Here is a 26,447-nt window from a genome sequence, read left to right on the forward strand (position 1 = left end):
TTTGCTCCGGAAAGGTCAGGCGGCTTCGGAAGCCGATGCCGCGGTGATCACGGCGGATGTGTTCAGGTCGTTGCCAGTGAGTTCGCGAACAATGCATCCCCGCGAGAACACCAAGGCGCGATGGCAGATATGGGCGATCTCCTCGAAATCGGTCGACACCACGACGACGGCGAGACCGGCTTCGAGGGCGCGGCCGATCAGCCGGTAGATCTCGGCCTTGGCGCCGACATCGACGCCGGCGGTCGGATCTTCGGCGATCAGCAATGTGCGGCCGGTATGGAGCCAGCGCCCGACAACCACTTTTTGCTGATTGCCACCGGACAACGCCTCGATCGGCAGGTTCGGATCGTTGGGGCGCAGCCCGACCGAGCCCCCGATCACTTGCGCAAGGGCAGCCTCCTTGTGTGGCGCCAGGAAGGAGAACAGGCCGCGCTTGCCGGCGCCGGGATTGAGGAAGCTGTTCTCCCGGATCGACAAGGAGGCCGCGATCGACTCTTCGGTCCGGTCGCGGGCGATCAGCCCAACACCGGACGACATCGCCGCTATCGGGCTCGACAGGTCAGGCGTAACGCCATTGATCGTCACCGAGCCGGAAAATGGCTGACAGCCGAACAGCGCCCGGCCGACCAGTTCCTGTCCGGCGCCGCGCAGGCCGACCAGCCCGAGCAGTTCGCCCTTCCGCACGTCGAACGACACCGGCCCGGCGCCGGCGCAGACCAGGTCACGGACAGAGCAAACCGTCTCGCCGGCCTGAGTCTCGGCTTTGGTGAAGACCTGGCTGACCGGACGGCCGACGATCATCTCAACCAGCTCGTCCGGCCTGGTATCGGCGACCTTCTTCTGGCCCACCAGCCTGCCGTCGCGCAGCACGGCGACGCGGTCGGCGATGCGGAATATCTCGTCGAGCCGATGCGAGACATAGATCATGCCGACGCCGCGCTGCTTGAGCGGGCGGATTGCGTCGAACAGACGCTCGACCTCATCGGCAGGCAGGCTGGCGGTCGGCTCGTCGAGCACAAGCACATCGGCCTCGGTGGCCAAAGCGCGGGCGATGGCGACCAGCGATTTTTCGGTGCGCGTCAGATCCTGAACACGCGTCGTCGGGTCAAAATCACAGCCGACCAGCTTCAGCGCCTCATGCGCCCTCGCCTCGGTCGATCGCCAGTCGATGAGGCCCGAGCGAAGCGAAAACCCTTGAGCGAGGCCGACATTCTCGCCAACCGTCATCCATTCGATCAGGCCAAGATCCTGGTGAATGAAAGCGACGGACTGGCGCTGGTTCGGCTGCGGCGGGCGATGATGATAGGGCTCGCCGCGAAACAGGATGCTGCCGCCATCCGGCCTGTAGATGCCGGCAAGCGTCTTGATCAGCGTTGACTTGCCGGCGCCATTCTCGCCGAGCAGAGCCAGGATCTCGCCCTTGTGCAGATCGAGCGTCACGTCGGAGAGCGCACGGGTGCCGCCGAACTCCTTCGTAATCGACTTGAACTCGATCAGTTTTTCCTCAGGCACAGAGCGTTCCTCCCAAGATCGCCAAATTATGTTATCGATAACATTTCTGGGCGTCAAGCAACAAAATCAGAGCCCGCCGATCAGCCCATCTTACCGTCGAGCAGGCGCATCATCTCGGCCGAATCCCTTGGCCCCAGACCAGCCGCGCAAAGCAGGCGGTGAACCTCCACGACCTGCCCGGTCATCGGCATCGGCGTCTTTGTCTTCAGAGCAAAGGACTGCAGCGAATCCAGATCCTTCAACATGTTGTCGATGCGGCCAGTCGGTGAAAAATCCCGAGCGGCAAACTTCGCCATGAACTCCTGCATGATGCTGGAATCGGCGCGTCCGCCCTTGAGTGCCGCCGGGATTGCCTTCGGATCGACGCCGCCGGCTTCGGCGAGTTTCACGGCTTCGGCAACAGCCTGGAACAGCACTGCGCAGAAAAGCTGGTTGATCAGTTTGGTGGTCTGCCCTGCCCCGCTCGGCCCCATCAGCGTGTAGTTGGCGCAGAGATGCCGCATCACCGTACGCGCGTGTTCGAAGTCAGCCACCTCGCCGCCCGCCATGACGGTCAGCCGTCCGGCCAGCGCACCGGGAACGCCGCCCGAAAGCGGGCAGTCGAGCCATTTCATGCCGGTCTCGGCCGCCAGTTTCTTGGCCATCTGCGCGGTATCGGCCGGGTCGATCGACGACATGTCGATCAGCAGTTTTTCGGGCGACGCCGCCGCCGCGACACCGCTATCGCCAAACACCACGGCACGCACGATGTCGGCATGGTTGAGGCTCAGGATGACGAAGTCACTGGCGCGCGTCGCCTCGGCAATCGACGCGGCGGCGACAGCGCCCTTCGCCGCCAGGACGGCGACCTTGGCCTTGTCCAGATCGAACACGGTGACCGCCAACCTTGCCTCGATCAGGCGGGTGGCGATCGCCGATCCCATGATGCCGGCGCCGACAATGCTGATTTTTGCCGCTTCTGTCATGTCAACGTGCCTCTTTCTTTGTGCCGGCAGCGGGCGCGACACTGAGGGCGCTCAGCCCCTCCAACGCCGCGCCGACAATGCTGTCGACCGGAGCGTTGATATCCACGGTGACCACCAGGCTCTCACCATCAGGATTTTCCAGCGCCGCGAATTGGCTGTCGAGCAGCGCCGGCGGAAAGAAATGGCCGCTGCGCTCGGCGAGCCTGGCTTGCAGCAGGGCGCGCGACCCCTCCAGGAATATGAAAACCACCGACCCACCCACCGCATGGCGAAGCCGATCACGATAGGATTCCTTCAGCGCCGAGCAGCTTACGACAAGCCCACGGCCCTCCTCATCCGCCTGACGCAGGGCTGCACCCACCAGATCCAGCCACGGCCAGCGATCATCGTCGGTGAGCGGGATGCCGGCTGACATTTTCTCGACATTGCCGCGCGGGTGCAGCGTGTCGCCTTCGACGAAGGCAAGCCCAAGTCGCGCCGCGATCTCGATACCGATTCTGGTCTTGCCGCAGCCGCTGACGCCCATCACGACGATGAGCCGGGACTCAAAGGCAGGTTGTGATGCCGCCATCAACATAAAGCGTATGTCCGTTGACAAAGGATGAGGCCGGTCCGGCCAGGAAGACCGCCGCGCCGATCAGTTCGCCGACATCGCCCCAGCGCCCGGCCGGCGTGCGGTTGGTCAGCCAGGCCGAGAATTCGGGATTGTCGACCAGCGCCTGGTTGAGCGGCGTCTTGAAATAGCCCGGCGCGATGGCGTTGATCTGCAGGCCGTGCTTGGCCCAGTCGGCGCACATGCCGCGCGTCAGGTTGCGCACGGCGCCTTTGGTGGCCGTGTAGGGGGCGATGTTGGGACGGGCGAGTTCGCTCTGCACCGAAGCGATGTTGATGATCTTGCCGCGCCGCCGCGGGATCATGTGCCGCGCCACCGCTTGCCCGACGAAGAAAACGCTGGAGATGTTGGTGCGCAACAGCTCGTCCCATTTGTCGGCGGGGAAGTCCTCGAGTGGTGCGCGGAACTGCATGCCGGCATTGTTTATCAGGATATCAATGGCGCCAACCGTGGCCTCGACTTCGGCCACACCCCTGGCGACCGCCGCATGATCGGTGACGTCGAAGACGGCGCTGTGGGCCTTGTGTCCCTTGGCCGCGATCGCATCGACCGCCGCCGTGATTTTTTCGGCGCTGCGGCCGTTGAGCACGATTTCAGCACCGTGCTGAGCCAGCCCCTCCGCCAACGCCAGGCCAATCCCCTGCCCTGAACCGGTGACCAGCGCCCGCATTCCGGTCAAATCGAACAACGAACTGTCCACGTGCTTCTCCCGAGGATGTCTCTGAAGAGGATGCGATTTCCATCGCGCCATCGCCAGCACCTATTGACATGAATGTTATCGATAACATAGTCAATAGGGAAAATGAACTCCCTGAGGAGACGACGCAGTGACCGACATACTGATGACCGGCCCCTATCCAGATTGGGACATGGCGGACCTCGAGGACAAGTATCGCGTCCACAAACTGTGGCAGGCCGAGGACAAGGACGCGCTGGTCGCCCGTCATTCCGGAGCCATCCGGGCCATCGCGACGCGCGGCGAGCTCGGCGCCAGCGCCGCCCTGATGGCGAAGCTGCCGAAGCTCGAAATCGTTTCCTGCTACGGCATGGGCACCGACGCCATCGATCTTGCCTATGCGAGAGCGAACGGTATCCGCGTCACCAACACGCCGGACGTGCTGACCGAGGATGTGGCGGATATCGGCATCGGCCTGCTGCTCGCCGTGGCGCGCGAGATTCCGCAGGCCGACGCCTATGTGCGCGCCGGAAACTGGCGCAAGGCCAACATGCCGTTGGTGACGCGCGTTTACGGCAAAAGGCTCGGCATTGTCGGCATGGGCCGCATCGGCAAGGCGGTGGCCCGGCGTGCGGCTGCCTTCGACTGCGAGATCGCCTATTTCGGCACCCACAAACACGACGACCTGCCTTATGGCTTCGTGGGCGATCTGGTCGATCTGGCACGTCGAAGCGAGTTCCTGATCGTGACGCTGGCCGGCGGCGAAGGAACGAAGAACATCGTCAACGCAGAGGTTCTGGCAGCGCTCGGGCCTGACGGCATCCTCATCAACATCTCGCGCGGCAGCACCGTCGATGAGACGGCGCTGCTCGCTGCGTTGGAATCCGGTGCGATCAAGGGCGCCGGGCTCGACGTGTTCTGGAACGAGCCGACGATCGACGAGCGTTTCGCGAAGCTTTCCAACGTCGTGCTGCAGCCTCATCATGGCAGCGGCACCGTAGAGACCCGCAAGGCCATGGGTCAGTTGGTTCGCGACAATCTCGCCGCCCATTTCGGCGGGCAGGCCTTGCTGACACCGGTCGCCTGAGAAAGGATCACCCTTCATGAAGTCGATCGTTATTCACGCGGCCAAGGACCTTCGAATCGAAGAGACAGATCTAGGTGTTCTTGGCGACGGGCAGGTCGAGATCGCCGTCGAAGCCGGCGGCATCTGCGGTTCGGACCTGCACTACTATAACCATGGCGGCTTCGGCGCGATCCGCCTTCGCGAACCGATGATCCTTGGCCACGAGGTTGCCGGCACGGTGAAGGCCGTGGGTGGCGCCGTTTCCGCTCTCGCTATCGGCGACCGCGTCGCGATCTCGCCCAGCCGGCCCTGCAATGCCTGCCGCTATTGCCTGCAAGGCATGCAGAACCAGTGCCTCAACATGCGCTTCTACGGCAGCGCCATGCCTATGCCGCATATACAAGGGGCGTTCCGCCAGCGCCTGATCGCAGAGGCGTGGCAATGTCACAAAATCGCCGACCATATCTCCATCAACGAGGCCGCTTTTGCGGAGCCCTTCGCGGTTACGCTGCATGCGATGAACCGCGCCGGCTCGCTGCTCGGCAAACGCGTTCTGGTCACCGGCTGCGGGCCGATCGGCGCGCTTTGCATCCTGGCCGCGCGAGCCCACGGCGCGCGCGAAATCGTCGCCACCGATGTCATGGATGGCGTGCTGACAAAGGCCGAGGAGATCGGCGCCGACCGTACAATCAATGTCGCGACCAATGGCGAGAAGCTCGCCGCCTACAATGTCGACAAGGGCAGTTTCGATGTGATGTTCGAGGCCTCCGGCAACGAGCGCGCCGTGCGTGCGGGGCTCGATGTGCTGAAGCCGCGCGGCGTGCTCATGCAACTCGGTCTCGGCGGCGATCTGTCGATCCCGCAGAACCTCATTGTCGCCAAGGAGATCGAGATGCGCGGCACCTTCCGATTCCACGACGAGTTCGCGCTCGCCGTCGATCTGATCAATCGCCGCCGGGTGGATGTCAAACCGCTGCTGACGGGGATCTATCCCCTCGACGAGGCGGTTGCGGCCTTCGAGATCGCCGGTGACCGCAACAAATCGATGAAGGTCCAGATCGCGTTCTGAATATCCGTTCGTTGCGCTAGAAGCGCATCAGCACATCGCCTCAAACCGCGTCGGCGCCGATCGCCGTCAGCGCGGCGCGTGCCACGTCGAAATCCTGCTCACCGGTCCCCGAACCGACACCGATGCCGCCCGCCAGGCGGCCACCGAAGCGGATCGGCAGGCCGCCAGGCAAATTGGTCACGGCGCCCTGCGAGGCTATCCCGGCGGAGAGTGCCGCTTCGGACGCCATGCCGCCGGTGGCAGCGTTGATCGACGCCGCCGTGCGCGCCTTTGCCTGCGCCGTGCGCAAGCTCAGGAACCGTGCGCCGTCCATGCGCAGGCTGGCGAGTGTCTCGCCGCTTGCATCGACGACCACAAGACATTGCGGCACGCCCATCGTGACGGCTCGTGCGGCTCCGGCGGCCACGGCTTTCAACGCGCCGTCATGCGTGAGGCTGATGGTCTCTCGAAACATCACAATAGGAACAGCCTTTCGCTTGGAATTTTCTGCAGGAACTCAGGTGCTTTCGCGCTCGACGACGCGATAACCGGTCAGGATGATTTCCTGTTCATGCTTCTTCTCGCCGCCGCGGATGATCTGGATAAGCCTGCGGGCGGCCTGTCGCCCGATGCCAAAGCAGTCCACGTTCACGGTGGTGATGCCGGGATGGCAAAAGGCGGCAACCTCATAGTCGCCAAAACCGGCAATTGCGATGTCCTGCGGGACCCGCAGTCCACGACGCTTGCATTCCATCAGCGCGCCAAAGGCCGAAAGATCGGAAACGCAGAGCACGGCCTCGGTGTCCGGCCAGCGTTCCAGCATGCTGACAACCGCCTGGCCGCCTTGTTCGATGGAGATCGGCGGCACGCCGAAGGAGACGAGCCGGCCGGTCGGCAGGCCGAGTTCCTCGATGGCGCGGACGAAGCCTTCGCGCCGCTGGCTGCCGCGCGTGTCGCGCGAGGTCGTGCCACCGATGTACCCGAATTTTCGGTAGCCTTTCCTGGCCAGCGTCTTGACCAGAAGCCCCATCGCCTCTTCGTTTGAGAATCCGACCACCTGGTCGATTGGTTTCGCCGGCAACTCCCAGGTTTCGACTACCGGAATGCCCGCGTTTTCAAGAAGCCGGCGGGCGCGCTCCGTATGGGCGCCGCCGGTCAGAATGATGCCTTCAGGCCGTCGACGGAGCATGGCCTCGATGAGCTTTTCCTCCTTCTCGACCGTATAGTCGGTGTAGCCGAGCAGAAGCTGGAGTCCCGTGCTTTCCAGTTCATCCGTAATACCGCGCGCTGTGTCGGCGAAGTTGGAATTGTTGAGCGATGGAACCATCGCAGCAACAAATCCAGTCTTGCGCGAGGACAGGCTGCCGGCCGACTGGTCGAGCACGTAGCCGAGGTCGTTGACCGCGACCATAATCTTTTCCCGAGTGGCCTTCGACACCCGGCTGCCTTCCTTCAAGGCCCGCGAGACTGTCATGGTCGACACACCCGCCCGCAGCGCCACGTCGACCATCGTCGGCGCGTGGCTCTCGCCCGGTCTCGATGAGGCTGCCTTGGCCATCACGCCCCTTTACCGGCTGTCCGCGTGGGTCTGCTGATGGCAAACATCAAATCTGGCGTCCGGCATCGCTTATGAAACACCCATCGGAATCAGAATAAAGGTATGTTATCGATACCATATCGGCGTGACAATAGCCAAGACGCGAAGCCCGGTGTCCGCCCGCTTGGGAAAATCATGTTTACGCGGCCTCTGTTAGACAAAAACCGATGTAGCCAGATTTGAAGCAGCCACCGAGGCAGGGCGCGCTGAAGAAGCCTGACCTCGGCCGCGATCGAGGCAACCTCCGGTAGGACCGGGAACATCCAAAGCCATGGGAGAGATCCGAGCTTTGCGCCCTGCTCCGATACGCTCATTGATCTCGGTCAAAGCACCTATTGACCCAATGCCTAGTCTGCGTTCATCGACAAAGGAGTTGGATTCATGGTCAAGACGATGAAGGCCGCCGTCGTACGGGCATTCGGCAAGCCGCTTACGATCGAGGATGTGCCGGTGCCAGTGCCGGGGCCAGGTGAACTGCTCGTCAAGGTCATCGCCTGCGGTGTGTGCCATACGGACCTGCATGCCGCTTCCGGCGACTGGCCGGTGAAGCCTGTACCACCCTTCATCCCTGGCCATGAAGTGGCGGGCGTCGTTGCCGCACTCGGGCCGGGCGTGACCGGTTTCAAGGAGGGCGATCCGGTCGGCGTAGCCTGGCTGCACGACGCCTGCCTGAGCTGCGAATACTGCGAGACCGGTTGGGAGACGCTGTGCGAGCATCAGCACGATACCGGTTATAGCTGCGATGGCGGCTTCGCCGAATATGTCATCGCTTCGGCTGCCTTCACGGCGCGACTTCCAACGGGTGTCGATTTCGCCCAGATGGCCCCGATCCTGTGTGCTGGCGTCACGACCTACAAGGGATTGAAGGAGACCGAGGCGCGTCCGGGCGAATGGGTGGCGATTTCAGGCATAGGTGGCCTCGGCCATGTGGCGATCCAGTATGCCAAGGCGATGGGCTTCAACGTCGTGGCGCTCGACGTCACACCGGAGAAGCTCGCTTTGGCGCGTGCGACCGGAGCGGACGTGGCCATCGATGCCCGCTCACCGGACGCGGTGGCCGACGTCCTCAAGGCGACGGGCGGCGGGGCCCACGGCATTCTGGTGACGGCCGTCTCGCCACCGGCCTTCTCCCAGGCGATACACATGGTGCGCCGCAAGGGTACGGTCGCCCTGGTCGGACTTCCGGCGGGAGAATTCCCGACTCCGATCTTCGACGTCGTGCTGAAGCGCATTACCTTGCGCGGATCAATCGTCGGTACACGACGCGATCTTGACGAGGCCATTGCCTTCGCGGCCGAGGGCAAGGTGCGGGCCGAGATCACCAAGGCGCCGTTGAGCGACATCAACACGGTCCTCGCTCGGCTCAAGGCGGGCAAGATCGAGGGCCGCGCGGTTCTTGACCTCACCGCGCCGATAGAGACTAGCGTGAGGAAGACCGAAGCCGCATATGCCTAGGTTATCCGGTGGCCGCGCCTCCAAACGTCCGCGCCACACCGGCGCGGGCGATCTCGTCCGAATCTTCGTTGGCCAGGGAAAAGTGCCGGTCGAGCAGGTCCTTCAAGCCCGCCATGGTAGCTCGCCGGCACCAGGATTGATCTCGCACAAGGACCAGGGGCCTCCTGAGTCGCTAGGGTGCGCTCATGATCCTCAATCTGCTCATCGGCACCATCGTCATCAGTCTGACGGTGCTCATCCACACGTTTGGCCTGATCGCCGTTACCCATGCGATGGGATTCCTTGTGGCACGGTTTCGCATGCACGGGCGTCACAGCCGCACGGTCGCAATGATCAGCGTGGTGATGGGCCTCTTCGCCGTCATGACCACCGAGATATGGCTCTGGGCCGGGCTGTACCGGCTGCTTGATATCTTCGGCGACTTCGAGACCGCCCTGTACTTTTCGACGATTACCTTTTCAACGGTCGGCTATGGCGACGTCGTACCCGATCACGCATGGCGCGTGCTGGCCGCACTGGAGGGCGTGAACGGATTTCTACTCATTGGCTGGTCGACCGCCTATCTGATCGCTGCGGGAATCCGAATCGGCCCGTTCAAGGCCGGAGAGCATTTCTGATCGGTGTTCAAACCGCACCCGAATGCCTGATCTCGCCGACCGCGAGATGCAATCTCGGTTTCCGATCGAGCCTGATGTCGGCTTGTCAACGGCGGGAGCTCGGCTCCGAATCCCGTGCGACATCTAAACCCTGACAGGCATGCACGTCGCCGCCAGCGAACGCGAAGCAACTCCTTGATCGTGATCAAAGATTGCCTTGGTGAGTGGACTATGATTCCCACTCGAAGGAGAACCACGATGCAGAACATCAAGGTCGATGAAGCCCTATGGGCATCCAGCATGTTGCCGGAGGGCATTGTAGAGCGATGGTTCATCTCCAGCGGTGCCACGATCAAGGTTGGCGAGCGGATAGCCGAAGTTCGAATCGAAGACGCGCTGCACGAGATCATAGCGCCAGCAAACGGGCGCGCAACGATTATCGCGGCAGTCAACGCCGTCATCGAACCCGGTTCGGTGCTCGCAACATTGGATGGCACGCTGCGGCCTGGCTGACGACGCTCGGCGGGAATAGCGCCCCTACCTGAACAGCGTTCCCTAGGCCCTAAGACGGCAAGAACTGACGCCGAATAGAGAAGATTGCACGATGCTGATCCGCACACTCTCCGTCCTGGAATGCACCAAAATACTGACGGCCAATCGTGTGGCCCGCCTGGCGTGCGCCAAGGACGGGCAGCCGTATGTCGTTCCGATGCACTATGCGTATGCCGACAATCATCTCTACGTGTTTTCCATGCCGGGCAAGAAAATCGACTGGATGCGGGCCAACCCGCTGGTGTCTGTCCAGGTCGACGAACGCGGCGAAGGACGAGGCTGGCAAAGCGTGGTTGTCGATGGCCGCTATGAGGAACTGCCCGACCGGATAGGCCACAAGCTCGAGCGCGACCATGCCTGGACGTTGCTGAGCAAGCACGCCGACTGGTGGGAGCCCGGCGCCCTCAAGCCGGTCGTACCTCCCGTTTCAGACAGCACACCGCACGTATTCTTCCGGATCCTCGTCGAGCAGGTGTCCGGCCGGGAAGCAAGCGACTAGGCCGCTTTCGACCGCTCTATGCATCGCGCGGAGTGTTGGCAAACGACCGGTCTGGCAAACCGGAAGTGCCCGCTGCGACGCAGCGGTTATCCTCAACGCGTTGCGCGCACTTGGTGATGGACATCTCGGATGCGCATGAATGATGATGTCGATGAGCGGGTGGACAGCATCATGGCACGGCAGAATCTGGTCCTCTGCAACAAATGCGGTGGAGTCAACCGCCTGCCGCCGGCTCGCTATGCCATGGAGGCGAAATGCGGAGCGTGTGGGACCAGGCTTTTTTCGGTGCATCCTGAAGACGTCGCCGTCGCGACTTTCGATCATCAGACCGCGCGCAGCAGCCTGCCCGGAGCCGTCGAAATATGGCTTGGCATTCGCAGCATCCCTGCCATGATCCTCTTCGGCGGATGCGAGGTAGCGCACACATCCGGCGCAATGACGGCAGGCCAGATCGCCAGGTGGGTTCGCGACCGCTTGCTGGCGATCGCCGACTGAAAGTAGCCGCGCCAATGGACTCACTCATCGCCCGGCTCGGACTGGCCCTTGCAATAGGTTTGCTCGTCGGTTTGGAGCGTGGCTGGCAAGAGCGGGATGCACCTGATCGCAGTCGAACGGCCGGCATTCGGACATTCGGTATTTCCGGCCTGCTCGGCGGCGTTCTCGCGGCACTGGCCAACGCGCTCGGCGCGGTATCCGTGCTGGTCGGCGGCTTCATCGCCTTTGCGGCAATCTTCGCCTGGTACAAGGCCCGCGAGGCGGCCCATGATGAGGATTTCAGCGTTACGAGCGTGATAGCAGGCCTTGGCGTGTTCGCGCTCGGTGCGCTCTCGGTCGCCGGTGACTACCAGGCCGCGGCTGCCGGAGGGGCAGCACTCGCGGCGGTCCTTGCCAGTCGCGAGATCCTGCACGGCCTCCTGAAGCGACTGACCTGGATTGAGCTTCGTTCGGCGCTGATCCTGGCAGTGATGACGGCGATCGTGCTGCCCCTGCTGCCAAACCGGACGATGGACCCATGGGGCGGTTTCAATCCGTGGGAGGTCTGGTTCCTGACGGTGCTGATGGCCTCCATATCCTTCGCCGGCTATATCGCCGTCCGTGTCCTGGGAAACGCGCGCGGTCTGCTCGTCAGCTCGCTTGCTGGTGCAATCGTCTCTTCCACCGCCGTAACCGTTGCGCTGGCTCGCAACGCCGCCTCGGCAGGCAATCCACTGCCACTCGCTGGCGCGGCCTCACTGGCTGCGATGGTTTCGGTGCTACGCGTTTGCGCGGTGGTTCTGATCATCGAGCCAAGCGTCTTCGCTTCGATCGGGATTCCGGCGATTGCCGCGGCGCTCTCCTTCGCCGCTTTCGGAGCGTTGCTGCTGGCTCGGGATAGCGGGGATCACGAAGCCGGCGCGATCGCACGTAATCCATTCGAGCTAGGCCCGTTGCTGCTCTTCGCCCTGCTGTTTGCGGTCGTGGCCACCGCTAGTGCCGGGCTGGCTGCGCAATTCGGCGGCCGCGGCTTGCTGGCCAGTTCGATGCTCGCCGGCGCATTCGATGTCGATGTCTCGGTGCTTGGCGCGCTGCGCCTGGTCAAGCATGCGGTGCCCGTCGAGACCGTGGGTCAGGCGGTGCTCGCGGCGCTGGCAGCAAACGCGATCGGCCGCCTGTCACTCGCAGTATTTGCTGGTCCGGTCAGGTTCTGGTTGCCGCTGGCCGTCGCAACCGTGATCGCCGCGACCATGGGCATCTGCGCGTTCCTGTTGCTCGGTCCTGGATAGAAGTGCTGTTCTCGAGTCTTCTTTGATGCGAATGGAGGCCGCCTGCGGCCGCGCTATTACTCGCAGAGGGAGCGGAGCGTTTCAGGCTTGCGGATTTCCAGGGTACGAAGTCCGTGAAACTTGAGCACACCCTTGTCGCGCAATCTCGATAGCACGCGCGATACAGTCTCGATGGTGAGGCCGAGGTAGTCGCCGATATCCTGCCGGGACATCGGCAGTTCGATCTGAGCGAGTTCCCCCTGGCGATCAGCCATGTCGATCAGGAAGGCGGCGAGGCGTTCGATCGCTGTCTGCCGGCCGACCACCAGCAAATGTTCCTGGGCCCTCACCATGCAGCGAAGGGCAAGCGGCAGCAGTTCGCGCGATCTGTCCAGGCCAACCACCGGCCGGAATGTCCGCAGCCCTGTCGTAACGATGGCCTCGGCAAAGAAATGGTGGGCAAGATCGGCTTCAAATCCAAATATCTCTCCGGCCAGATGGAACGCCGTAATCTGCCTGCGCCCGTCGGCAAGGAGCCGATAGATGCGGACCGCGCCGAACTCGATCTGGTAGTGGGAAGCGACCTTTTCGCCTTGCGCGTAGATCTCCGAGCCTGCGTGGAAGAACGAGAGCGGCACCGGCCGGCCATCATTTGACACGTCTGGTTGCTGGGCCGCGACGTTCAGGATCTCGTAGGGCACCCGAGTGTTGACGATCGCATTCATGGCTGTTTCCCAGATTTCGGTGAAACAGCAATCGCGCAGAATGCCGGCCTGCGAAATTCGGTTATGTCCTAAGGGGTTTTACTTAGGGCATGATCCCGAAAAGCGGAATCCGGTTTCGGAAAAGATCATGCTCAAACACTAGTCCGCGAGGAGATGGCGGGCTGAAAAAGCCTGCACCATGTCTATCAGGTCATTCCCCTCGACCGGTTTGGTCACGACCGCGAACCCCTCGGTGCCAGCGGATGGATCAATACCTTCCACAAGCAGAATCACCCGCCCGGCGAAACGGGCAAGCGGCTGGCCTCCGGCAGGACTGAGCCGGATTGCGCTTTCATCGACGATGACGCAGGCAGCGGCATTTGCCGCGGGCGAAGCCTCGACTGTCGAAAGCAACGCATGCGATTCGACCGGGAAGCCTTCGACCTCGAGCGCGAACTCGAGCGAACGCCTGAGCCCGGGGTCGGGCGCCACGACTAGGATGGTTTTGGCGGCGGACAAGGATTCACGGCTTCCGGACATGCCAGCGAGGTCATCCCGCCAGTCATTTCACAGCAAGCGGCAATCTGGCGCTTCACGCCTTGCGCCAGATCAATCCCTGCAAAGATTCAGGCTGGGCCGAAACCAGCGGCCAATGCCATCCGGACAAGCTGCGGCAGGCTTTTTGCCTGCATCTTGGCCATCACGCTGGCGCGGTGCACCTCGACGGTGCGCGGACTGATGTTGAGATCATAGGCAATCGTCTTGTTCGGCAATCCAGCCACCACACCAGAGAGAACCTGGCGTTCGCGGTCGCTCAATCGCCCGAGCCTTGTCTGGATTGAAGCGACATCGTCGAGTTCTGACGGTTTGTCGACAAGTTGTTCGGCCGCACGCTCAATCGCTTCGATAAGGACAACGTCCTCGAACGGCTTTTCGATGAAATCCGTGGCGCCGGCCTTCATCGCCTCAACCGCCATGGGGACATCGGCGTGACCGGTGATGACAACGGCCGGAAGCGACGTATTTGCTTTCACGAGATTTCGCAAAAGCTCAACCCCGGTCATGTCAGGCATGCGCAGGTCCGTCACCAGAACGCCATTTCTTATGCCCGATGCCGCAGCCAGAAAGTCGGTTGCGCTGTCGTGCATCTTAACCGCGAATCCGGACATCGTGAGCAGAAAAGCCAACGACTTCCTGACCGGTTCCTCGTCATCGACGATGTGAACGATGTAGTCACCCGTCTCCATGCGCGTCCTCTTCCTTGAATGTGGGGAGCGTGAACCTGAATGTTGCGCCACCGGCGGCGTTCTGGCTCACCGTCAGCATTCCACCGTGCGCCTCGACGATCCGCTTGGAGATAGACAGTCCAACCCCCATGCCTCCGGGCTTTGTCGTCACGAAGGGCTTGAAAAGCTGGGCGGAAATCTCCTCGGAAATACCTGGTCCGGTATCTTCGACGATGACGGCGATTTCGCCACCATGCGCGGCATGGGTGCGCACAACCAGCTCGCGGCGCGCGCTGTCGCGCATGGCATCCATGGCATTTCGCATCAGATTGGTCAGCACCTGCTGGATCTGTATGCGGTCGACCATCACGGTTGCCGGTCCCGGCGCGAAGTCGAACACTGTCCGTACCCCGCGCTCTCGCGAACCCACCAGCGCCAGGGCCCCTGCCTCCTCCACCAGGCTGCGAATGTTCTCCGGCGCTTTCTCGGTGGCGCCTTTGGTGACGAATTCGCGAAGGTGACGGATGATCTGTCCCGCACGCAGCGACTGCCTTGCGGTTTCCTCCAGTGCAGCCCTCATCTTTGCCGCCACCGCGTCATCCATGTCGCGCAGCAGGCGGGCGCAGCCTTGAACATAATTCGCGATCGCGGACAGCGGCTGGTTCAACTCGTGAGCGAGCGTCGAGGCCATTTCGCCAAGCTCGTTGAGGCGGGCCAACCTCGCCAGTTCGCCCTGGATCTCATGCAGACGTGCCGCCAATTCCTGACGCTCCGTAAGGTCTCGGATGAAGCCGGTAAAAAAGGTCTTGCCGCCCGACTTCATCTCGCCGACCGCCAATTTCATCGGAAACGTCGAACCATCCTTGCGTCGTCCGGCAACAACGCGATCGATTCCGATAATCCGTTTCTCCCCCGTGGTCAGGTACCTGTGCATATAGCCATCATGCTCGTGGCGATAAGGCTCAGGCATCAGCAGGCGCACATTCTCTCCGACGACCTCTGCTTCGGCGTAGCCGAACTGCCGTACCGCGGCTGCATTGAACGAAACGATCGTGCCATCCTTTTCGATGACGACGGTCGCGTCGATGACCGTATCAAGAATGGAGCGAAGATGGGCCTCCCTCGTGTCGAGCGCGCTTTCGGCCCGATCAATTGCCTTGCTGGCGCGGTGCAGCATTTCACCCATCCAGGCGATCGCCAGGCCGACAAGGGCGAAGACAATGAGTTCAACCGGATTCTGGGCACGATCTGACTGAAGATTGTCCAGCCAGAACGCTCCACCCAAGGAAAGCGCAACGGACAACAACCCAGGCCAGATGCCGCCAGCGATCGACGCGACGAGGATAGCTGGGGTGAAGAGGGTAAATGTCGCCCTGTCTTCGAGAACTCCCTGCAGCAGAAATCGGAGCAGGACAGCGACCGCCACCATGAAGATGGCCAGCAGATAGCCCTTGCGGCCTTCGAAACGGCGAGACAGCACCGCCTGCAGGAAGCGTCCTTTGATACCGGTAATGTCCCGCGCTGGCATGAAATTTGTTACCGCTGAACTGAAAGGATGCCGCCAAAGCTCAGCCAACGTAACTGAACGGCTGTCACTTAGCGCTTTTTTCCGTTCGTTGCCGAACAGAATGAGAAAGAGCACTCGCTGTGCGAGGCAGGCAAGCCAGAGCTCCTCATAGGAGCGCCAGATCGCGACGTCATATCCAGATATTTCGTGCGCCAGTTTGCGCCAGCGCAAATCGCAGCGCCATCCCGTGGAGTAGAAAGCCGCAACGGTGGATGCCGTGCTGAACCTAGGAAAGGACTATTCCATGAAAACTCCCCTGATCGCCGCGGCCATTGCGTTATTTACTCTGGCCGGCGCAGCAAACGCTGAAGAACACGTCGTGCAGATGCTCAACAAGGGCGAGAAGGGTTCGATGGTCTTCCAGCCCGCCTACGTAAAGGCGGCACCCGGAGACACCATCAAGTTCGTGCCCACCGACAAGTCCCACAATGCCGAAACCGTCAAGGGGATGCTGCCGGACGGCGCTGAAGCTTTCAAGGGAAAGCCAAACGAAGGGATAACCGTGACCATGACTCAGGAAGGCGTCTATGGCGTGAAGTGCGCCCCGCATTACGGCATGGGCATGGTGGCGCTGATCGTCGTCGGCAAGCCTGTGAACCTCGACGCGGCGGAAGCGGTCAAACAGACCGGCAAGGCCAAAACGGTGTTCGCCGAGTTGTTCGGCGAGGCGACCAAGGCTGCCTCCAACTGACACCTTCATCATAGATACCCTCCGCTTGGCGATCGCCGGAGGGAAACGGCCGGACGGACCACGGGGAAGGTCCAGTCCGGCCTATTTCATTTGGAGCGCTCCGGAACACGAACTCGAAAGTCGCCGGAAATAAATGCGGTTTGCGCCAGCGCAAAGACGATCCCCACAAGCAGGCTATTCTTGGGTCATCAAGTGGTTGACGCACAAGGAGATTGAAATGCTTACGCGACGTGAAGCTCTGTTGGGATCTGTCCTTGCCGCCACCGCGGTGGCAACGGTCGGCGCAATGCCGGCTGTGGCAAACGCGAAGGAAGTGGCCGGACTGCCGCGCGAAAAAGTAAGCCTCGTCGCGCCCCCGTTCGTCCACGCTCACGACCAGGTAGCCCAAGGCGGCCCGAAAGTCGTCGAGTTCGCGATGACTGTCGAGGAAAAGCCAGTTGTGATCGACGCGGACGGGACGCAGCTCAATGCGATGACCTACAACGGCTCCATCCCCGGCCCGCTGATGGTTGTCCATGAGGGCGACTATCTTGAGTTGACACTCATCAATCCCGACACCAATACGCTGGCGCACAACATCGACTTCCACGCTGCCACCGGCGCGCTCGGCGGCGGCGGGTTGACGCTGATCAACCCCGGTGAGCAGGTAACGCTCCGCTTCAAGGCAACGCGAACGGGGACGTTCGTCTACCACTGCGCGCCCGGCGGACCGATGATCCCGTGGCACGTCGTATCGGGCATGAGCGGTGCGGTGATGGTGCTGCCGCGTGACGGCCTCAGGGACGACAAGGGCAGACCCGTCCGTTACGACCGCATCTACTATATCGGCGAGAACGACTTCTACATCCCTCGCGACGAGCAGGGGAAATTCAAGAAATACGACACGGCCGGCGATAATTTCGATGACACCATGAAGGTCATGCGCGGGTTGATTCCGACCCACGTCGTGTTCAATGGCAAGGCAGGATCGCTGACCGGCGAGAATGCGATGAAGGCGAAGGTCGGCGAGACTGTCCTGATCGTCCATTCGCAAGCCAATCGCGATACGCGGCCGCATCTGATCGGTGGCCACGGCGACTATGTCTGGGAACAGGGCAAGTTCGCCAACCCTCCGGCAAAGGACCTGGAAACCTGGTTCATTCGCGGCGGCTCCGCTGGCTCGGCCCTCTATACGTTCCTGCAGCCGGGCATCTACGCCTACGTGAACCACAATCTGATCGAGGCCGTGGAACTCGGCGCGACCGCACATTTTACGGTCGACGGAACCTGGGATGACGACTTGATGAAGCAGGTCGAAGCCCCAAGGGCAATTACGTCGTAGTGACGAGTATCCGATCCTGAAGATCGACGCGACCTTGCGCACTCTGCGCAAGGTCGCGTGCGCGCCGGACGAAATGCCATGTCTTTCAACCCCATCGTAGCCCTCGGAAGTATCGCGATTGCCGCGCTGATCGCCGTAAGTGCGACCAGTGCGTTTGATCGGTTGGCCGGTTCGCTGGTGGCGGGCCCCGAACTTGTGACCCTCGCGCCCGGATCATTCGACCATCCTCAACCAGGTGAATTCCTCGGGGACGGCCGTCCTGTCGCGGCGCCGCGGACGCTGGCAACGGTCAATGTTCCGCTGAGCATCATGAAATACCAGGTGAGTGCAGCCGAATACGGACGGTGCGTGACGGCCGGCAATTGCAAGGCGGCTGACACCCTGGACAGCGGTAATTTTCCGGTCACCGGCGTAAGCCACATGGACGCCGAAGCCTATGCGGCGTGGCTCTCGACCCAGACCGGTGCGACATGGCGGCTGCCGACAGACGCCGAATGGGCCTATGCCGCTAGCGAACGGTTTCGCGGCGACATCGAAGGCGGCGCCGGCGACCCCAACAATCCGGCGCTGCGCTGGCTCGTCCAGTATCGCACCGAGGCCTCGCTTGGACGGAAATCCGATCCCGAGCCGCGGGTTCAAGGAGCGTTTGGCCTCAACTCAAAAGGGCTGGCCGACGTCGCGGGCAATGTCTGGGAATGGACGTCGACCTGCTACGTTCATGCAGCGGTAGCCGCCGACGGCACCAGTATTGTGAGTTCGATCGACAATTGTGGAGTGCATGTCGTGGAGGGCTTCCACCGCACATACATGTCCAACTTCATCCGGGATGGGAAAAGTGGCGGCTGCGCGGTCGGAACGCCGCCAGACAATCTGGGTTTCCGCCTTGTCCGCGAACGTCTCCACCTCGTGCGAGCCGCCCTGCGGCGTCTTGGGTCCTCTTGACGCGCGGATGCCGCGTTTCCAGGCGAGGATCGGAAGAAGGCACAAGCGCCGAAAGGATCAACATGAACTCATCTGCCATCGATCAGGCGCGACCGACCGCCGAGCGGCCGTTGGCCGATCCGGGCGTTGACCGGGCGAGCATAGGCGTGCTGGTCCGCGAGTTCTACTCCAGACTGCGGAAGAACGAACGGCTCGGGCCGATCTTTGCGCGCGAGATCACCGGCGACTGGGAGCCGCACCTTGAGAAAATGACCGACTTCTGGTGTTCCGTCATTCTCAAGACCGGCGACTACCACGGACGTCCGGTGCCCGCGCACCTGAAACTCAAGGATGTGACCGAGGCCGATTTCGACATCTGGCTAGCCATATTTGGCGAGACCGCCGCGGCGCTCTTTGCCCCGGAAACGACTGCGGTCTTTGTCGACCGTGCCGAACGCATTGCGAAAAGCCTGAAGCTGGCGATGTTCTTTCGCCTTCCGGTTCCCAATTCATCGGCAACCGACAGTGCGACAGCCGAGGACGGCTAAGCCGGACCTTGCCTGGCGAACACCCGCCGGGCGGATGTTCGAAAACGACATTTGTCGGGTGCAATCAGCTTCGTCTTTGCGCCAGATCAAATCAGCCGCCGCACAGCCATGCGAAACCCGAGGGACGATTTCGCCCTGACGGGCATCTGACGGTGGACGCACATGCTTGCTCAACTGACATCCGGCGAACGCCAACTTTCAATCGTCGTGCTGATCCTGATGGCAATGGTCGGACTGGCCATGGCGGCAGCTGGTCGCGGCGATCCGATTGGGGTGCATGGCTTTATCGTGCTTGCAGCAAGCGTTGCGATGATCTTCGTCATGCTTTCGGCGCTCAATGCCCCCGAGCCCTCTGCCGAACGTCTGGACCACTACTATGACGACCCGAGCAAGGTGGGCGTCATCCTGACCATGATCTGGGCCATGGTCGGCATGTTCTTCGGCGTCTGGGTAGCGAGCCTGCTGGCATGGCCCGATCTGACCTTCGACGCGGCCTGGGCAAGTTTTGGCCGCTTGCGGCCGGTTCATACGAGCGGAGTGATCTTCGGCTTCGGCGGCAATGCACTGATCGCCACGTCTTTCCATGTCCTGCAGCGGACCTCGCGCGCCCGGCTGCCAGACCAGTTCAGCCCCTGGTTCGTCCTGCTCGGCTACAACCTGTTCTGCGTCCTGGCCGCGACCGGCTATTTCATGGGCGTCACGCAATCGAAGGAATACGCGGAACCGGAATGGTACGCCGACATCTGGCTGGTCATCGTCTGGGTGGTGTATTTCGCGATCTACATTCGCACGCTGGCTCGCCGCAAGGAGCCGCATATCTACGTCGCCAACTGGTACTACATGGCCTTCATCCTGGTCGTGGCGATCCTCCATATCGTCAACAATCTGGCCATGCCGGTGTCGTTCGGCCATGCCAAAAGCTATTCGGCCTTCTCCGGCGTCCAGGACGCGATGACGCAGTGGTGGTACGGCCACAACGCCGTCGCATTCTTCCTCACCTCAGGCTTTCTCGGGATGATGTACTACTACCTGCCCAAGCGGGCGGGTCGGCCGATCTATTCCTACCGGCTGTCGATCATCAGCTTCTGGGGCATCACCTTCATGTATATGTGGGCGGGGTCACACCACCTGCATTACACCGCCCTGCCCGAATGGGTCCAAACGCTGGGGATGACGTTTTCGCTGGTCCTCCTGGTGCCATCGTGGGCCTCGGCGGGAAACGCGCTCGCGACGCTGAACGGCGCCTGGCACAAGGTGCGCGACGACGCCACTTTGCGCTTCATGATGGCGGCGGCAGTCTTCTACGGCCTGACCACTTTCGAAGGGTCGTTCATGGCGATCCGTCCGGTCAACGCGCTTTCCCACTATACGGACTGGACCGTTGGTCACGTCCATGCCGGTGCCCTGGGTTGGGTGGCGCTGATCACCTTCGGCTCGATCTATTGTCTGGTCCCGGCATTGTGGAAGCGGGAACGGATGTATTCGGCCAAACTGATCGAGGTGCATTTCTGGTTGGCGATCTCAGGGACGGTCATCTACGTCTTTGCCATGTGGAATTCCGGCATTCTGCAAGGCTTGATGTGGCGGACATACAACGAGAACGGAACGCTCACCTATTCCTTCATTGAATCCATGGTGGCGATGCATCCCTATTACATCGCGCGCGCCTTCGGCGGGCTGCTGTTCCTGCTCGGTGCCATCACCGGCTCCTACAACATCCTGATGACGGTCCGCGGCCATTCGCAAGCCGCGCTGCAACCGGGCGATGACGCGCCGCAGCGCCATCTGGCGCCTGTCGCCCAGCCGGCGGAGTGAGGATCATGCCAGAATTCCACCGCAAAATCGAACGCAGCGCCATCGGCTTTGTCCTCGCCATCGTCTTGGTCTCCAGCATCGGCGGCTTTGTGGAAATCGCCCCGCTGTTCACCATCGACGACACGGTCGAGAACGCGCCGGATATGCGGGTCTACACCCCGCTGGAGCAGGCCGGGCGCGACATCTACATGCGCGAGGGTTGCTACGCCTGCCATTCTCAAATGATCCGGACACTGCGCGACGAAGTCGAACGCTACGGCCCTTATTCACTCGCCGTTGAATCGAAATACGATCATCCGATGTTGTGGGGATCAAAGCGCACGGGACCGGATCTGGCCCGCATCGGCGGCAAATATTCCGACGCCTGGCAAGTCGCCCACCTGATCAACCCGCGAACCGTGGTTCCGGAATCGATCATGCCCAAATTTGGCTGGCTGCGCGACAACCCGCTGCGCATCGACGACCTCGGCGAGCACCTGGCTGCCCTCCGGGACGTCGGCGTTCCCTACACCGACGACATGATCGCCAATGCGACCCAGGATGCGCTCGGCCAAACCGCGCCGGACGGTGATTTCGCCGCCGGCGTTACCAAGCGCTACGGGCAGGCAACGCAAGTCAGGGCCTTTGACGGCAATCCAGCGACAGTTACCGAAATGGATGCGCTGGTCGCCTATCTGCAGATCCTTGGCCACCTGACCGGCGCCGCCCAGGCGGAGGTTGCCGTGCAGCCGGAGGCCGCGCAATGAGCTGGGAACACGAAGCCGTCGTCGCCTTCTCCAAAAGCTGGGGCCTTTTCTACCTGATCGCGATGGCCGTGGGCGTCCTCGTCTACACGTTCTGGCCGTCGAACAAGAAGCGGTTCGAAAGGGCGAAAGACAGCATTCTCGACGGAGACGACAAGCCATGGAAATAGGAGAGCGCGATCCCGTCACGGGACAGGCCACGACCGGTCATGAGTGGAATGGCATCAAGGAGCTCTACACGCCGGTTCCGCGTATTGTGTTCTTCTTCCTGGCCACCACCATCCTTTTTGCCGTATGCTACTGGGTCCTCATGCCCGCCTGGCCATTGGGCAAGACCTACACCAAGGGTCTGCTTGGAATTGACCAGAAAACCAGCGTCGACCGCCTGGTAAAGGACGCGACGCTAGAGCGTTCGGCCTGGACCCAAAAGATCGATCAAATGGATTTTGCGGCCATTCAGGCCGATCCATCGATGATGAAGACAGTCGAAGAAACCGGCCACACGCTGTTTGGCGACAATTGTGCGGCTTGCCATGGCACCAAAGCCACGGGCGGCCCCGGATTTCCCAACCTCACCGCCGGCGTCTGGCTCTGGGGCGGTGATCCCAAAACAATCTTTGAAACACTGCGTGTCGGCATCAACTCGACCCATCCCGATACGCGGACCGCGCAGATGCTGGCCTTTGGCCGCGATGGGGTGATCGAGAGCAAGCAACTGGCCGACGTCGTCGCCTATGTGCGGTCACTCGGCGGCACCACCGACGGCCTCGATGCCGATCCGCAAAGCATTGCCGCAGGACAGGACGTCTTCAAACAGAACTGCATCGCCTGTCATGGTGACGATGCCAAAGGCAAGCACGACCTCGGTGCGCCTGACCTGACCGACAGCAACTGGATCTATGGCGGCGACCTCCAGTCCGTCACCACGACAGTCTATGGCGGCCGGCAGGGCACCATGCCTCATTGGGAACAGCGCCTCACCGCCACCCAGCGCAAGATACTCGCTCTCTATGTGCTTTCCCTCCGGAGTGTGCCCCAGTGAGCCTCCATCCCGCCCTGCCGTCGAGGCCGCGATCGCGCTCGCGAACTGTCGCGCTCATCCTGGTCACGGCGGGACTGGCGCTGGTCGCCGCCGCCAACTTCCATCTGGTGTACGTGTCCTTCGCGTCGCAAGCGGACTGCGTGCCGCACTTGAAGGACCCCGGCGACCCGGCGAAGAACAGCTACGCTGCGGCCAGTTCGTCGTGCTGACGCTCGAGAGGCGCGGCACGACGAAACGACAGGAAGGATCATGGAAATGAGTGATCTCCATCTCGCCAATGACCAAGAGTTCGTGCGCGTCGGATCGCGCAACCGGGGTCTCCCGGCCAACGCCGCGTTCGGCTGGCTGCGCGCCGGCTGGCACGACTTGATGTCGACGCCGGCCCCCAGTCTCGCCTACGGGCTGGCGGTCTTCGCCGTTTCCGCGCTGATCGTTGGCGGCCTTTTCCTGTTTCGACTCGACTACATCCTGTTTCCCGCTACCGCCGCCTTCATGGTGGTCGGCCCACTCATAGCGGTCGGCCTCTATGAAAAAAGCCGCTCGCTGGAACAGGGCAGGGCCATCTCTCTGGCCAGGATGATCTTCGTGCGGCCGGCTTCCGGCGCCCAGATTCTCTTTGTCGGCTTCATCATGCTCGGCCTGGCGCTGCTGTGGATGCGTGCCGCGGTCATCATCTACGCCCTGTTCTTCGGCTGGCGGCCCTTCCCCGGTTTCGATCATCTTGCCCCGATGCTTTTCACAACCACCATCGGCTGGGCAATGTTGGTTGTCGGTACAGCGGTTGGCGGAGTGTTCGCCGCATTCTCCTTCGCCATCAGCGCCTTTTCGGTGCCCATGCTCCTCGACCAGCGTACGGACGCGTTTACCGCGATGGGCACCAGCATTTCGCTGGTCTGGAACAATCGTCCGGTGATGATCACCTGGGGTGCGATCGTACTGCTGCTGACCCTTCTTGGTCTTGGAACCGGGCTGGTCGGATTGATTGTCACCTTTCCCCTGCTCGGGCATGCCACATGGCACGCCTACAGGACGATATCGGTTGAGCCGGGGCTGAAGGAGTAGCGCTCATGAGTTGCTGCGCACCCGGAGCCGAAGCCGCCCTGGAGATCGGCCCGGCGGGTGGGGTTGCCAGTCCACGCGAAGAGCTTTTGCTTGTCAGTCGCGATCTTGGCGGTGGCCTTTTTCAAACTGACCTGTCGGTCCCCGAAATTCATTGCGCATCCTGCATGGCCACGGTCGAACGCGCTTTGTCGGCCTTGTCCGGCGTCGAATATGCCCGAGCCAACCTTTCCATGAAACGGACCGTCGTGAAATGGCGTCCGGGCGCCGACAAGGCGCCCGATCTCATCGGCGCGCTAGGAGCTGCGGGTTACGAGTCGCATGTCTTCACCACGGACGCCGACCAGCGCAGTCCCGAATATTCCCGACTCATCAAGGCGCTCGCGGTCGCGGGCTTCTGCGCCATGAACATCATGCTGCTGTCGGTTTCGGTCTGGTCCGGAGCCGAAGGAGGAACCCGCCAGGCGTTCCACTGGATTTCCGCGGCGCTCGCCTTACCGGCAATTGTCTATTCGGGGCGGATATTCTTTTCCTCGGCTTGGGCTGCCTTGCGAAACGGCCGGACAAACATGGATGTGCCGATTTCCATCGGCGTGTTGATGGCGTTCGGACTCAGCCTCTACGATACGATTCACGGCGGGCCGCATGCCTATTTCGACGCGGCGACATCGCTTTTGTTCTTTCTGCTCATCGGCCGCACCCTCGACCATGTGATGCGGGAAAAAGCGCGTTCGGCCGTGGTAGGGCTTGCGAGCCTCGCACCGAGGGGAGCGATCGTGGTGGATGCCGACGGCCGGCACTATGTCCCGATTGCCGAGATCCGGCCGGGAACCTCCGTGCTCATTGCCGCCGGCGACAGGGTCCCTGTCGACGGGATCGTCATGGACGGTGCTTCGGAACTCGATTGTTCGGTCGTCACCGGGGAATCGGCACCCAGGCCCGCTATTGTGGGAACGCTGGTCCAGGCCGGGCTTCTCAATCTGACGGGGCCGCTGACGATAAGAGCCGCCGCCGAGGCAAAGGACTCATTTCTGGCGGAAATGATCAGAATGATGGAAGCCGCCGAGGGGGGCAGAGCGCGCTATCGCAGACTGGCGGATCGTGCCTCGGCGCTCTATTCGCCTGTCGTACACGCCATCGCCTTGCTGTCTTTTTTGGGCTGGCTCTCCATCACCAGGGATTGGCACGCATCGGTTTCGATCGCCATCGCCGTTCTGATCATAACGTGCCCGTGCGCGCTCGGCCTTGCGGTTCCGATCGTGCAGGTCGTTGCCGCCCGGCGCCTTTTCGAAAAAGGCGTCATGGTCAGGGATGGCTCTGCTCTCGAGCGCCTCGCCGAAGTCGACACTGTGCTGTTCGACAAGACCGGCACGCTGTCGCTCGGCCGTCCACATCTCGTCAACAGCGCCAGCGTTGACCCCGGTGCGCTCGCGCTTGCGGCCAAGATAGCATCGGGTTCGAGGCATCCGATGTCCGTCGCAATTCTCGCTGCCGCATCGCCGGGCCAGGTTGGAGCGGCCCCGATGAACAATCTCGTCGAATACCCGGGCCGTGGCCTCGAAGCCAGGATGGGAACCTCCGTCTACCGCCTGGGCCGGCCGGAGTGGGCGCTCGGCCGCAAGATGCCGGATGGCGCGGACGGTTGGTTTTCGGTGTCGCTGTTGGTCCAGGACGGGCAGCAACTGGCGCGGCTTGTGTTTGAAGACATCCTGCGAGGCGGCGCGCGTTCGACGATCGAGCGATTGCGTCGGCAGGGCCTCGGTGTCGGGATCCTGTCCGGTGACCGCAGGTCTGCGGTGGCAGACCTGGCTTTGAACCTCGGCATTGATGATTTCACGGCGGAAATGCTTCCATCCGAGAAGGTTGAGCGGATCGCGGCTCTCACCGCTGCCCACTCCAAGGTGCTGATGGTGGGAGACGGACTTAACGACGCGCCGGCCCTCGCCGCCGCGCATGTCTCCATGGCCCCGTCGACGGCGGCCGATGTCGGCCGCAATGCTGCCGACTTCGTGTTCCTGAAGGAAAGCCTTGCGAGCGTCGCCGACACCTACGAGATTTCACGCAATGCGGGAAAACTGATCCGGCAGAATTTCGCCTTGGCAGTCGGCTACAATGCCATTGCGGTGCCTTTTGCCGTGTGCGGGTATATCACTCCGCTCGTTGCGGCAGCCGCAATGTCGCTCTCGTCTGTGTTGGTGGTGGCCAATGCCCTGCGTTTGGGTCATGCCCCCGCTGGAAACCTGCCCGCCAGGCAAGCCGCATCCGTTCATCCGGACCTGCAGCCAATAGGTATGGGATCATGAGTTACCTGACTGTTCTGGTGCCGGTCGCAGTCTTGATGGGGCTCGCCGGACTTGCGGCCTTCATGTGGACCTTGCGGTCCGGACAGTATGACGACCTCGACGGAGCGGCGCAGAGAATCCTTTTGGACGACGATCCTGAGTGACAAGCCCAAAGCACTCCGACTTGTGTTGCGCCGGCAAGACAAT

Annotated in this window: 30 protein-coding genes; 20 read left to right on the forward strand and 10 right to left on the reverse strand. The window is 62.0% G+C overall.

The features are described from left to right. Positions 1 to 15: 15 nt before the first annotated feature. From AC1RZR_RS30225 to AC1RZR_RS30240, 4 genes are all read right to left on the reverse strand, one after another. On the reverse strand, positions 16 to 1,512 hold the full coding sequence (locus AC1RZR_RS30225) for a sugar ABC transporter ATP-binding protein (protein WP_481826910.1): 1,497 nt from the start codon (positions 1,510 to 1,512) through the stop codon (positions 16 to 18). Between the two features lie 80 nt (positions 1,513 to 1,592). Further along, a complete protein-coding gene (locus AC1RZR_RS30230; RefSeq protein WP_481826911.1) occupies positions 1,593 to 2,477 on the reverse strand; it encodes an NAD(P)-dependent oxidoreductase in 885 nt (294 codons plus the stop codon). A 1-nt stretch (position 2,478) separates the two neighbouring features. After that, positions 2,479 to 3,054 carry a gluconokinase gene (locus AC1RZR_RS30235; RefSeq protein ID WP_481826912.1) on the reverse strand — a complete coding sequence of 192 codons (576 nt, stop codon included), beginning with the start codon at positions 3,052 to 3,054 and terminating at the stop codon, positions 2,479 to 2,481. After that, complete coding sequence (locus AC1RZR_RS30240) at positions 3,023 to 3,760, reverse strand: SDR family oxidoreductase (protein ID WP_481829149.1); 738 nt, start codon at positions 3,758 to 3,760, stop codon at positions 3,023 to 3,025. The genes AC1RZR_RS30235 and AC1RZR_RS30240 overlap by 32 nt, the downstream gene beginning before the upstream one ends. 172 nt (positions 3,761 to 3,932) lie before the next feature. On the opposite strand from AC1RZR_RS30240, the gene AC1RZR_RS30245 reads away from it, so the two are divergent. Then, the gene (locus AC1RZR_RS30245) at positions 3,933 to 4,853 is read left to right on the forward strand and encodes a 2-hydroxyacid dehydrogenase (RefSeq protein ID WP_481829150.1); all 921 of its coding nucleotides are present in this window, start codon (positions 3,933 to 3,935) and stop codon (positions 4,851 to 4,853) included. Between the two features lie 16 nt (positions 4,854 to 4,869). Then, positions 4,870 to 5,901: an L-idonate 5-dehydrogenase gene (locus AC1RZR_RS30250; protein ID WP_477273249.1), complete on the forward strand. Its 1,032-nt coding sequence runs from the start codon at positions 4,870 to 4,872 to the stop codon at positions 5,899 to 5,901. Positions 5,902 to 5,941: 40 nt separating this feature from the next. Here AC1RZR_RS30250 and AC1RZR_RS30255 read toward each other — a convergent pair whose 3' ends face one another. Together AC1RZR_RS30255 and AC1RZR_RS30260 are read right to left on the reverse strand one after the other, a co-directional pair. Next, positions 5,942 to 6,361, reverse strand: a complete 420-nt coding sequence (locus AC1RZR_RS30255; RefSeq protein WP_477274099.1) for a GlcG/HbpS family heme-binding protein — start codon at positions 6,359 to 6,361, stop codon at positions 5,942 to 5,944. A gap of 36 nt (positions 6,362 to 6,397) precedes the next feature. Further along, the gene (locus AC1RZR_RS30260; RefSeq protein ID WP_481826913.1) at positions 6,398 to 7,438 is read right to left on the reverse strand and encodes a LacI family DNA-binding transcriptional regulator; all 1,041 of its coding nucleotides are present in this window, start codon (positions 7,436 to 7,438) and stop codon (positions 6,398 to 6,400) included. 420 nt (positions 7,439 to 7,858) lie between these two features. Between AC1RZR_RS30260 and adhP the strand changes: the two genes are divergently transcribed. The 6 genes from adhP (at position 7,859) to AC1RZR_RS30290 (ending at position 12,342) form a co-directional block, all read left to right on the forward strand. Beyond that, positions 7,859 to 8,932, forward strand: coding sequence for an alcohol dehydrogenase AdhP (adhP, locus tag AC1RZR_RS30265; RefSeq protein ID WP_481826914.1), 1,074 nt, complete (start codon positions 7,859 to 7,861; stop codon positions 8,930 to 8,932). Positions 8,933 to 9,117: 185 nt separating this feature from the next. After that, positions 9,118 to 9,549 carry a potassium channel family protein gene (locus AC1RZR_RS30270; protein ID WP_477273245.1) on the forward strand — a complete coding sequence of 144 codons (432 nt, stop codon included), beginning with the start codon at positions 9,118 to 9,120 and terminating at the stop codon, positions 9,547 to 9,549. Positions 9,550 to 9,786: 237 nt separating this feature from the next. Then, a complete protein-coding gene (locus AC1RZR_RS30275; RefSeq protein ID WP_477273243.1) occupies positions 9,787 to 10,041 on the forward strand; it encodes a biotin/lipoyl-containing protein in 255 nt (84 codons plus the stop codon). 91 nt (positions 10,042 to 10,132) lie between these two features. After that, positions 10,133 to 10,579, forward strand: a complete 447-nt coding sequence (locus AC1RZR_RS30280; RefSeq protein ID WP_481826915.1) for a pyridoxamine 5'-phosphate oxidase family protein — start codon at positions 10,133 to 10,135, stop codon at positions 10,577 to 10,579. Positions 10,580 to 10,714: 135 nt separating this feature from the next. Then, positions 10,715 to 11,074: a thiol reductase thioredoxin gene (locus AC1RZR_RS30285; protein ID WP_481826916.1), complete on the forward strand. Its 360-nt coding sequence runs from the start codon at positions 10,715 to 10,717 to the stop codon at positions 11,072 to 11,074. A gap of 14 nt (positions 11,075 to 11,088) precedes the next feature. Beyond that, entirely contained in the window at positions 11,089 to 12,342 is a 1,254-nt protein-coding gene (locus AC1RZR_RS30290) for an MgtC/SapB family protein (RefSeq protein ID WP_481826917.1), read from the forward strand. Between the two features lie 56 nt (positions 12,343 to 12,398). Here AC1RZR_RS30290 and AC1RZR_RS30295 read toward each other — a convergent pair whose 3' ends face one another. The 4 genes from AC1RZR_RS30295 to AC1RZR_RS30310 all read right to left on the reverse strand — a co-directional run bounded on the left by AC1RZR_RS30295 (position 12,399) and on the right by AC1RZR_RS30310 (position 15,779). Then, on the reverse strand, positions 12,399 to 13,046 hold the full coding sequence (locus tag AC1RZR_RS30295; RefSeq protein WP_477273237.1) for a helix-turn-helix domain-containing protein: 648 nt from the start codon (positions 13,044 to 13,046) through the stop codon (positions 12,399 to 12,401). Between the two features lie 138 nt (positions 13,047 to 13,184). Continuing rightward, positions 13,185 to 13,544, reverse strand: a complete 360-nt coding sequence (locus AC1RZR_RS30300) for a response regulator transcription factor (protein WP_481826918.1) — start codon at positions 13,542 to 13,544, stop codon at positions 13,185 to 13,187. A gap of 107 nt (positions 13,545 to 13,651) precedes the next feature. Then, positions 13,652 to 14,272: a response regulator FixJ gene (gene fixJ / locus AC1RZR_RS30305; RefSeq protein WP_477273233.1), complete on the reverse strand. Its 621-nt coding sequence runs from the start codon at positions 14,270 to 14,272 to the stop codon at positions 13,652 to 13,654. After that, a complete protein-coding gene (locus AC1RZR_RS30310) occupies positions 14,259 to 15,779 on the reverse strand; it encodes a PAS domain S-box protein (protein ID WP_481829151.1) in 1,521 nt (506 codons plus the stop codon). Before AC1RZR_RS30310 ends, fixJ begins: the two co-directional genes overlap by 14 nt. Before the next feature lie 283 nt (positions 15,780 to 16,062). Here AC1RZR_RS30310 and AC1RZR_RS30315 point away from each other — a divergent pair, with 283 nt between their 5' ends. The 12 genes from AC1RZR_RS30315 to ccoS all read left to right on the forward strand — a co-directional run bounded on the left by AC1RZR_RS30315 (position 16,063) and on the right by ccoS (position 26,404). Continuing rightward, a complete protein-coding gene (locus AC1RZR_RS30315) occupies positions 16,063 to 16,509 on the forward strand; it encodes a pseudoazurin (RefSeq protein WP_481826919.1) in 447 nt (148 codons plus the stop codon). Positions 16,510 to 16,726: 217 nt separating this feature from the next. Continuing rightward, positions 16,727 to 17,830: a copper-containing nitrite reductase gene (gene nirK, locus AC1RZR_RS30320; RefSeq protein ID WP_481826920.1), complete on the forward strand. Its 1,104-nt coding sequence runs from the start codon at positions 16,727 to 16,729 to the stop codon at positions 17,828 to 17,830. 78 nt (positions 17,831 to 17,908) lie between these two features. After that, positions 17,909 to 18,772 (forward strand): SUMF1/EgtB/PvdO family nonheme iron enzyme, encoded by an 864-nt coding sequence (locus AC1RZR_RS30325; protein ID WP_481826921.1) that lies wholly within the window; start codon positions 17,909 to 17,911, stop codon positions 18,770 to 18,772. Positions 18,773 to 18,834: 62 nt separating this feature from the next. Then, the gene (locus tag AC1RZR_RS30330) at positions 18,835 to 19,299 is read left to right on the forward strand and encodes a group III truncated hemoglobin (protein ID WP_481826922.1); all 465 of its coding nucleotides are present in this window, start codon (positions 18,835 to 18,837) and stop codon (positions 19,297 to 19,299) included. A gap of 162 nt (positions 19,300 to 19,461) precedes the next feature. After that, positions 19,462 to 21,114 carry a cytochrome-c oxidase, cbb3-type subunit I gene (ccoN, locus tag AC1RZR_RS30335; RefSeq protein WP_477273223.1) on the forward strand — a complete coding sequence of 551 codons (1,653 nt, stop codon included), beginning with the start codon at positions 19,462 to 19,464 and terminating at the stop codon, positions 21,112 to 21,114. A 5-nt stretch (positions 21,115 to 21,119) separates the two neighbouring features. Further along, positions 21,120 to 21,860: a cytochrome-c oxidase, cbb3-type subunit II gene (gene ccoO / locus AC1RZR_RS30340; RefSeq protein WP_481826923.1), complete on the forward strand. Its 741-nt coding sequence runs from the start codon at positions 21,120 to 21,122 to the stop codon at positions 21,858 to 21,860. Next, positions 21,857 to 22,027 carry a cbb3-type cytochrome c oxidase subunit 3 gene (locus AC1RZR_RS30345; RefSeq protein ID WP_379092680.1) on the forward strand — a complete coding sequence of 57 codons (171 nt, stop codon included), beginning with the start codon at positions 21,857 to 21,859 and terminating at the stop codon, positions 22,025 to 22,027. Before ccoO ends, AC1RZR_RS30345 begins: the two co-directional genes overlap by 4 nt. Further along, a complete protein-coding gene (gene ccoP / locus AC1RZR_RS30350; protein WP_481826924.1) occupies positions 22,018 to 22,899 on the forward strand; it encodes a cytochrome-c oxidase, cbb3-type subunit III in 882 nt (293 codons plus the stop codon). Before AC1RZR_RS30345 ends, ccoP begins: the two co-directional genes overlap by 10 nt. Then, complete coding sequence (locus AC1RZR_RS30355) at positions 22,896 to 23,108, forward strand: hypothetical protein (RefSeq protein WP_477273216.1); 213 nt, start codon at positions 22,896 to 22,898, stop codon at positions 23,106 to 23,108. The genes ccoP and AC1RZR_RS30355 overlap by 4 nt, the downstream gene beginning before the upstream one ends. 46 nt (positions 23,109 to 23,154) lie before the next feature. Continuing rightward, positions 23,155 to 23,961 carry a DUF2189 domain-containing protein gene (locus tag AC1RZR_RS30360; protein WP_481826925.1) on the forward strand — a complete coding sequence of 269 codons (807 nt, stop codon included), beginning with the start codon at positions 23,155 to 23,157 and terminating at the stop codon, positions 23,959 to 23,961. Positions 23,962 to 23,966: 5 nt separating this feature from the next. Continuing rightward, on the forward strand, positions 23,967 to 26,261 hold the full coding sequence (locus AC1RZR_RS30365; protein WP_481826926.1) for a cation-translocating P-type ATPase: 2,295 nt from the start codon (positions 23,967 to 23,969) through the stop codon (positions 26,259 to 26,261). Further along, positions 26,258 to 26,404, forward strand: a complete 147-nt coding sequence (gene ccoS, locus AC1RZR_RS30370; protein ID WP_477273210.1) for a cbb3-type cytochrome oxidase assembly protein CcoS — start codon at positions 26,258 to 26,260, stop codon at positions 26,402 to 26,404. Before AC1RZR_RS30365 ends, ccoS begins: the two co-directional genes overlap by 4 nt. The last annotated feature ends 43 nt before the right edge of the window (positions 26,405 to 26,447 follow it).

The sequence above is a fragment of the Mesorhizobium bavaricum genome, from assembly GCF_056781655.1.

Bases quoted from the DNA above. Each gene is read 5' to 3' on its own strand.
- AC1RZR_RS30230 (WP_481826911.1), bottom strand. From the start codon at position 2,477: ATGACAGAAGCGGCAAAAATCAGCATTGTCGGCGCCGGCATCATGGGA.
- AC1RZR_RS30235 (WP_481826912.1), bottom strand. From the start codon at position 3,054: ATGTTGATGGCGGCATCACAACCTGCCTTTGAGTCCCGGCTCATCGTC.
- AC1RZR_RS30240 (WP_481829149.1), bottom strand. From the start codon at position 3,760: ATGCGGGCGCTGGTCACCGGTTCAGGGCAGGGGATTGGCCTGGCGTTG.
- AC1RZR_RS30245 (WP_481829150.1), top strand. From the start codon at position 3,933: ATGACCGGCCCCTATCCAGATTGGGACATGGCGGACCTCGAGGACAAG.
- AC1RZR_RS30250 (WP_477273249.1), top strand. From the start codon at position 4,870: ATGAAGTCGATCGTTATTCACGCGGCCAAGGACCTTCGAATCGAAGAG.
- AC1RZR_RS30260 (WP_481826913.1), bottom strand. From the start codon at position 7,438: ATGGCCAAGGCAGCCTCATCGAGACCGGGCGAGAGCCACGCGCCGACG.
- adhP (WP_481826914.1), top strand. From the start codon at position 7,859: ATGGTCAAGACGATGAAGGCCGCCGTCGTACGGGCATTCGGCAAGCCG.
- AC1RZR_RS30270 (WP_477273245.1), top strand. From the start codon at position 9,118: ATGATCCTCAATCTGCTCATCGGCACCATCGTCATCAGTCTGACGGTG.
- AC1RZR_RS30275 (WP_477273243.1), top strand. From the start codon at position 9,787: ATGCAGAACATCAAGGTCGATGAAGCCCTATGGGCATCCAGCATGTTG.
- AC1RZR_RS30280 (WP_481826915.1), top strand. From the start codon at position 10,133: ATGCTGATCCGCACACTCTCCGTCCTGGAATGCACCAAAATACTGACG.
- AC1RZR_RS30285 (WP_481826916.1), top strand. From the start codon at position 10,715: ATGAATGATGATGTCGATGAGCGGGTGGACAGCATCATGGCACGGCAG.
- AC1RZR_RS30290 (WP_481826917.1), top strand. From the start codon at position 11,089: ATGGACTCACTCATCGCCCGGCTCGGACTGGCCCTTGCAATAGGTTTG.
- AC1RZR_RS30295 (WP_477273237.1), bottom strand. From the start codon at position 13,046: ATGAATGCGATCGTCAACACTCGGGTGCCCTACGAGATCCTGAACGTC.
- fixJ (WP_477273233.1), bottom strand. From the start codon at position 14,272: ATGGAGACGGGTGACTACATCGTTCACATCGTCGATGACGAGGAACCG.
- AC1RZR_RS30310 (WP_481829151.1), bottom strand. From the start codon at position 15,779: ATGCCAGCGCGGGACATTACCGGTATCAAAGGACGCTTCCTGCAGGCG.
- AC1RZR_RS30315 (WP_481826919.1), top strand. From the start codon at position 16,063: ATGAAAACTCCCCTGATCGCCGCGGCCATTGCGTTATTTACTCTGGCC.
- nirK (WP_481826920.1), top strand. From the start codon at position 16,727: ATGCTTACGCGACGTGAAGCTCTGTTGGGATCTGTCCTTGCCGCCACC.
- AC1RZR_RS30325 (WP_481826921.1), top strand. From the start codon at position 17,909: ATGTCTTTCAACCCCATCGTAGCCCTCGGAAGTATCGCGATTGCCGCG.
- AC1RZR_RS30330 (WP_481826922.1), top strand. From the start codon at position 18,835: ATGAACTCATCTGCCATCGATCAGGCGCGACCGACCGCCGAGCGGCCG.
- ccoN (WP_477273223.1), top strand. From the start codon at position 19,462: ATGCTTGCTCAACTGACATCCGGCGAACGCCAACTTTCAATCGTCGTG.
- ccoO (WP_481826923.1), top strand. From the start codon at position 21,120: ATGCCAGAATTCCACCGCAAAATCGAACGCAGCGCCATCGGCTTTGTC.
- AC1RZR_RS30345 (WP_379092680.1), top strand. From the start codon at position 21,857: ATGAGCTGGGAACACGAAGCCGTCGTCGCCTTCTCCAAAAGCTGGGGC.
- ccoP (WP_481826924.1), top strand. From the start codon at position 22,018: ATGGAAATAGGAGAGCGCGATCCCGTCACGGGACAGGCCACGACCGGT.
- AC1RZR_RS30360 (WP_481826925.1), top strand. From the start codon at position 23,155: ATGAGTGATCTCCATCTCGCCAATGACCAAGAGTTCGTGCGCGTCGGA.
- AC1RZR_RS30365 (WP_481826926.1), top strand. From the start codon at position 23,967: ATGAGTTGCTGCGCACCCGGAGCCGAAGCCGCCCTGGAGATCGGCCCG.
- ccoS (WP_477273210.1), top strand. From the start codon at position 26,258: ATGAGTTACCTGACTGTTCTGGTGCCGGTCGCAGTCTTGATGGGGCTC.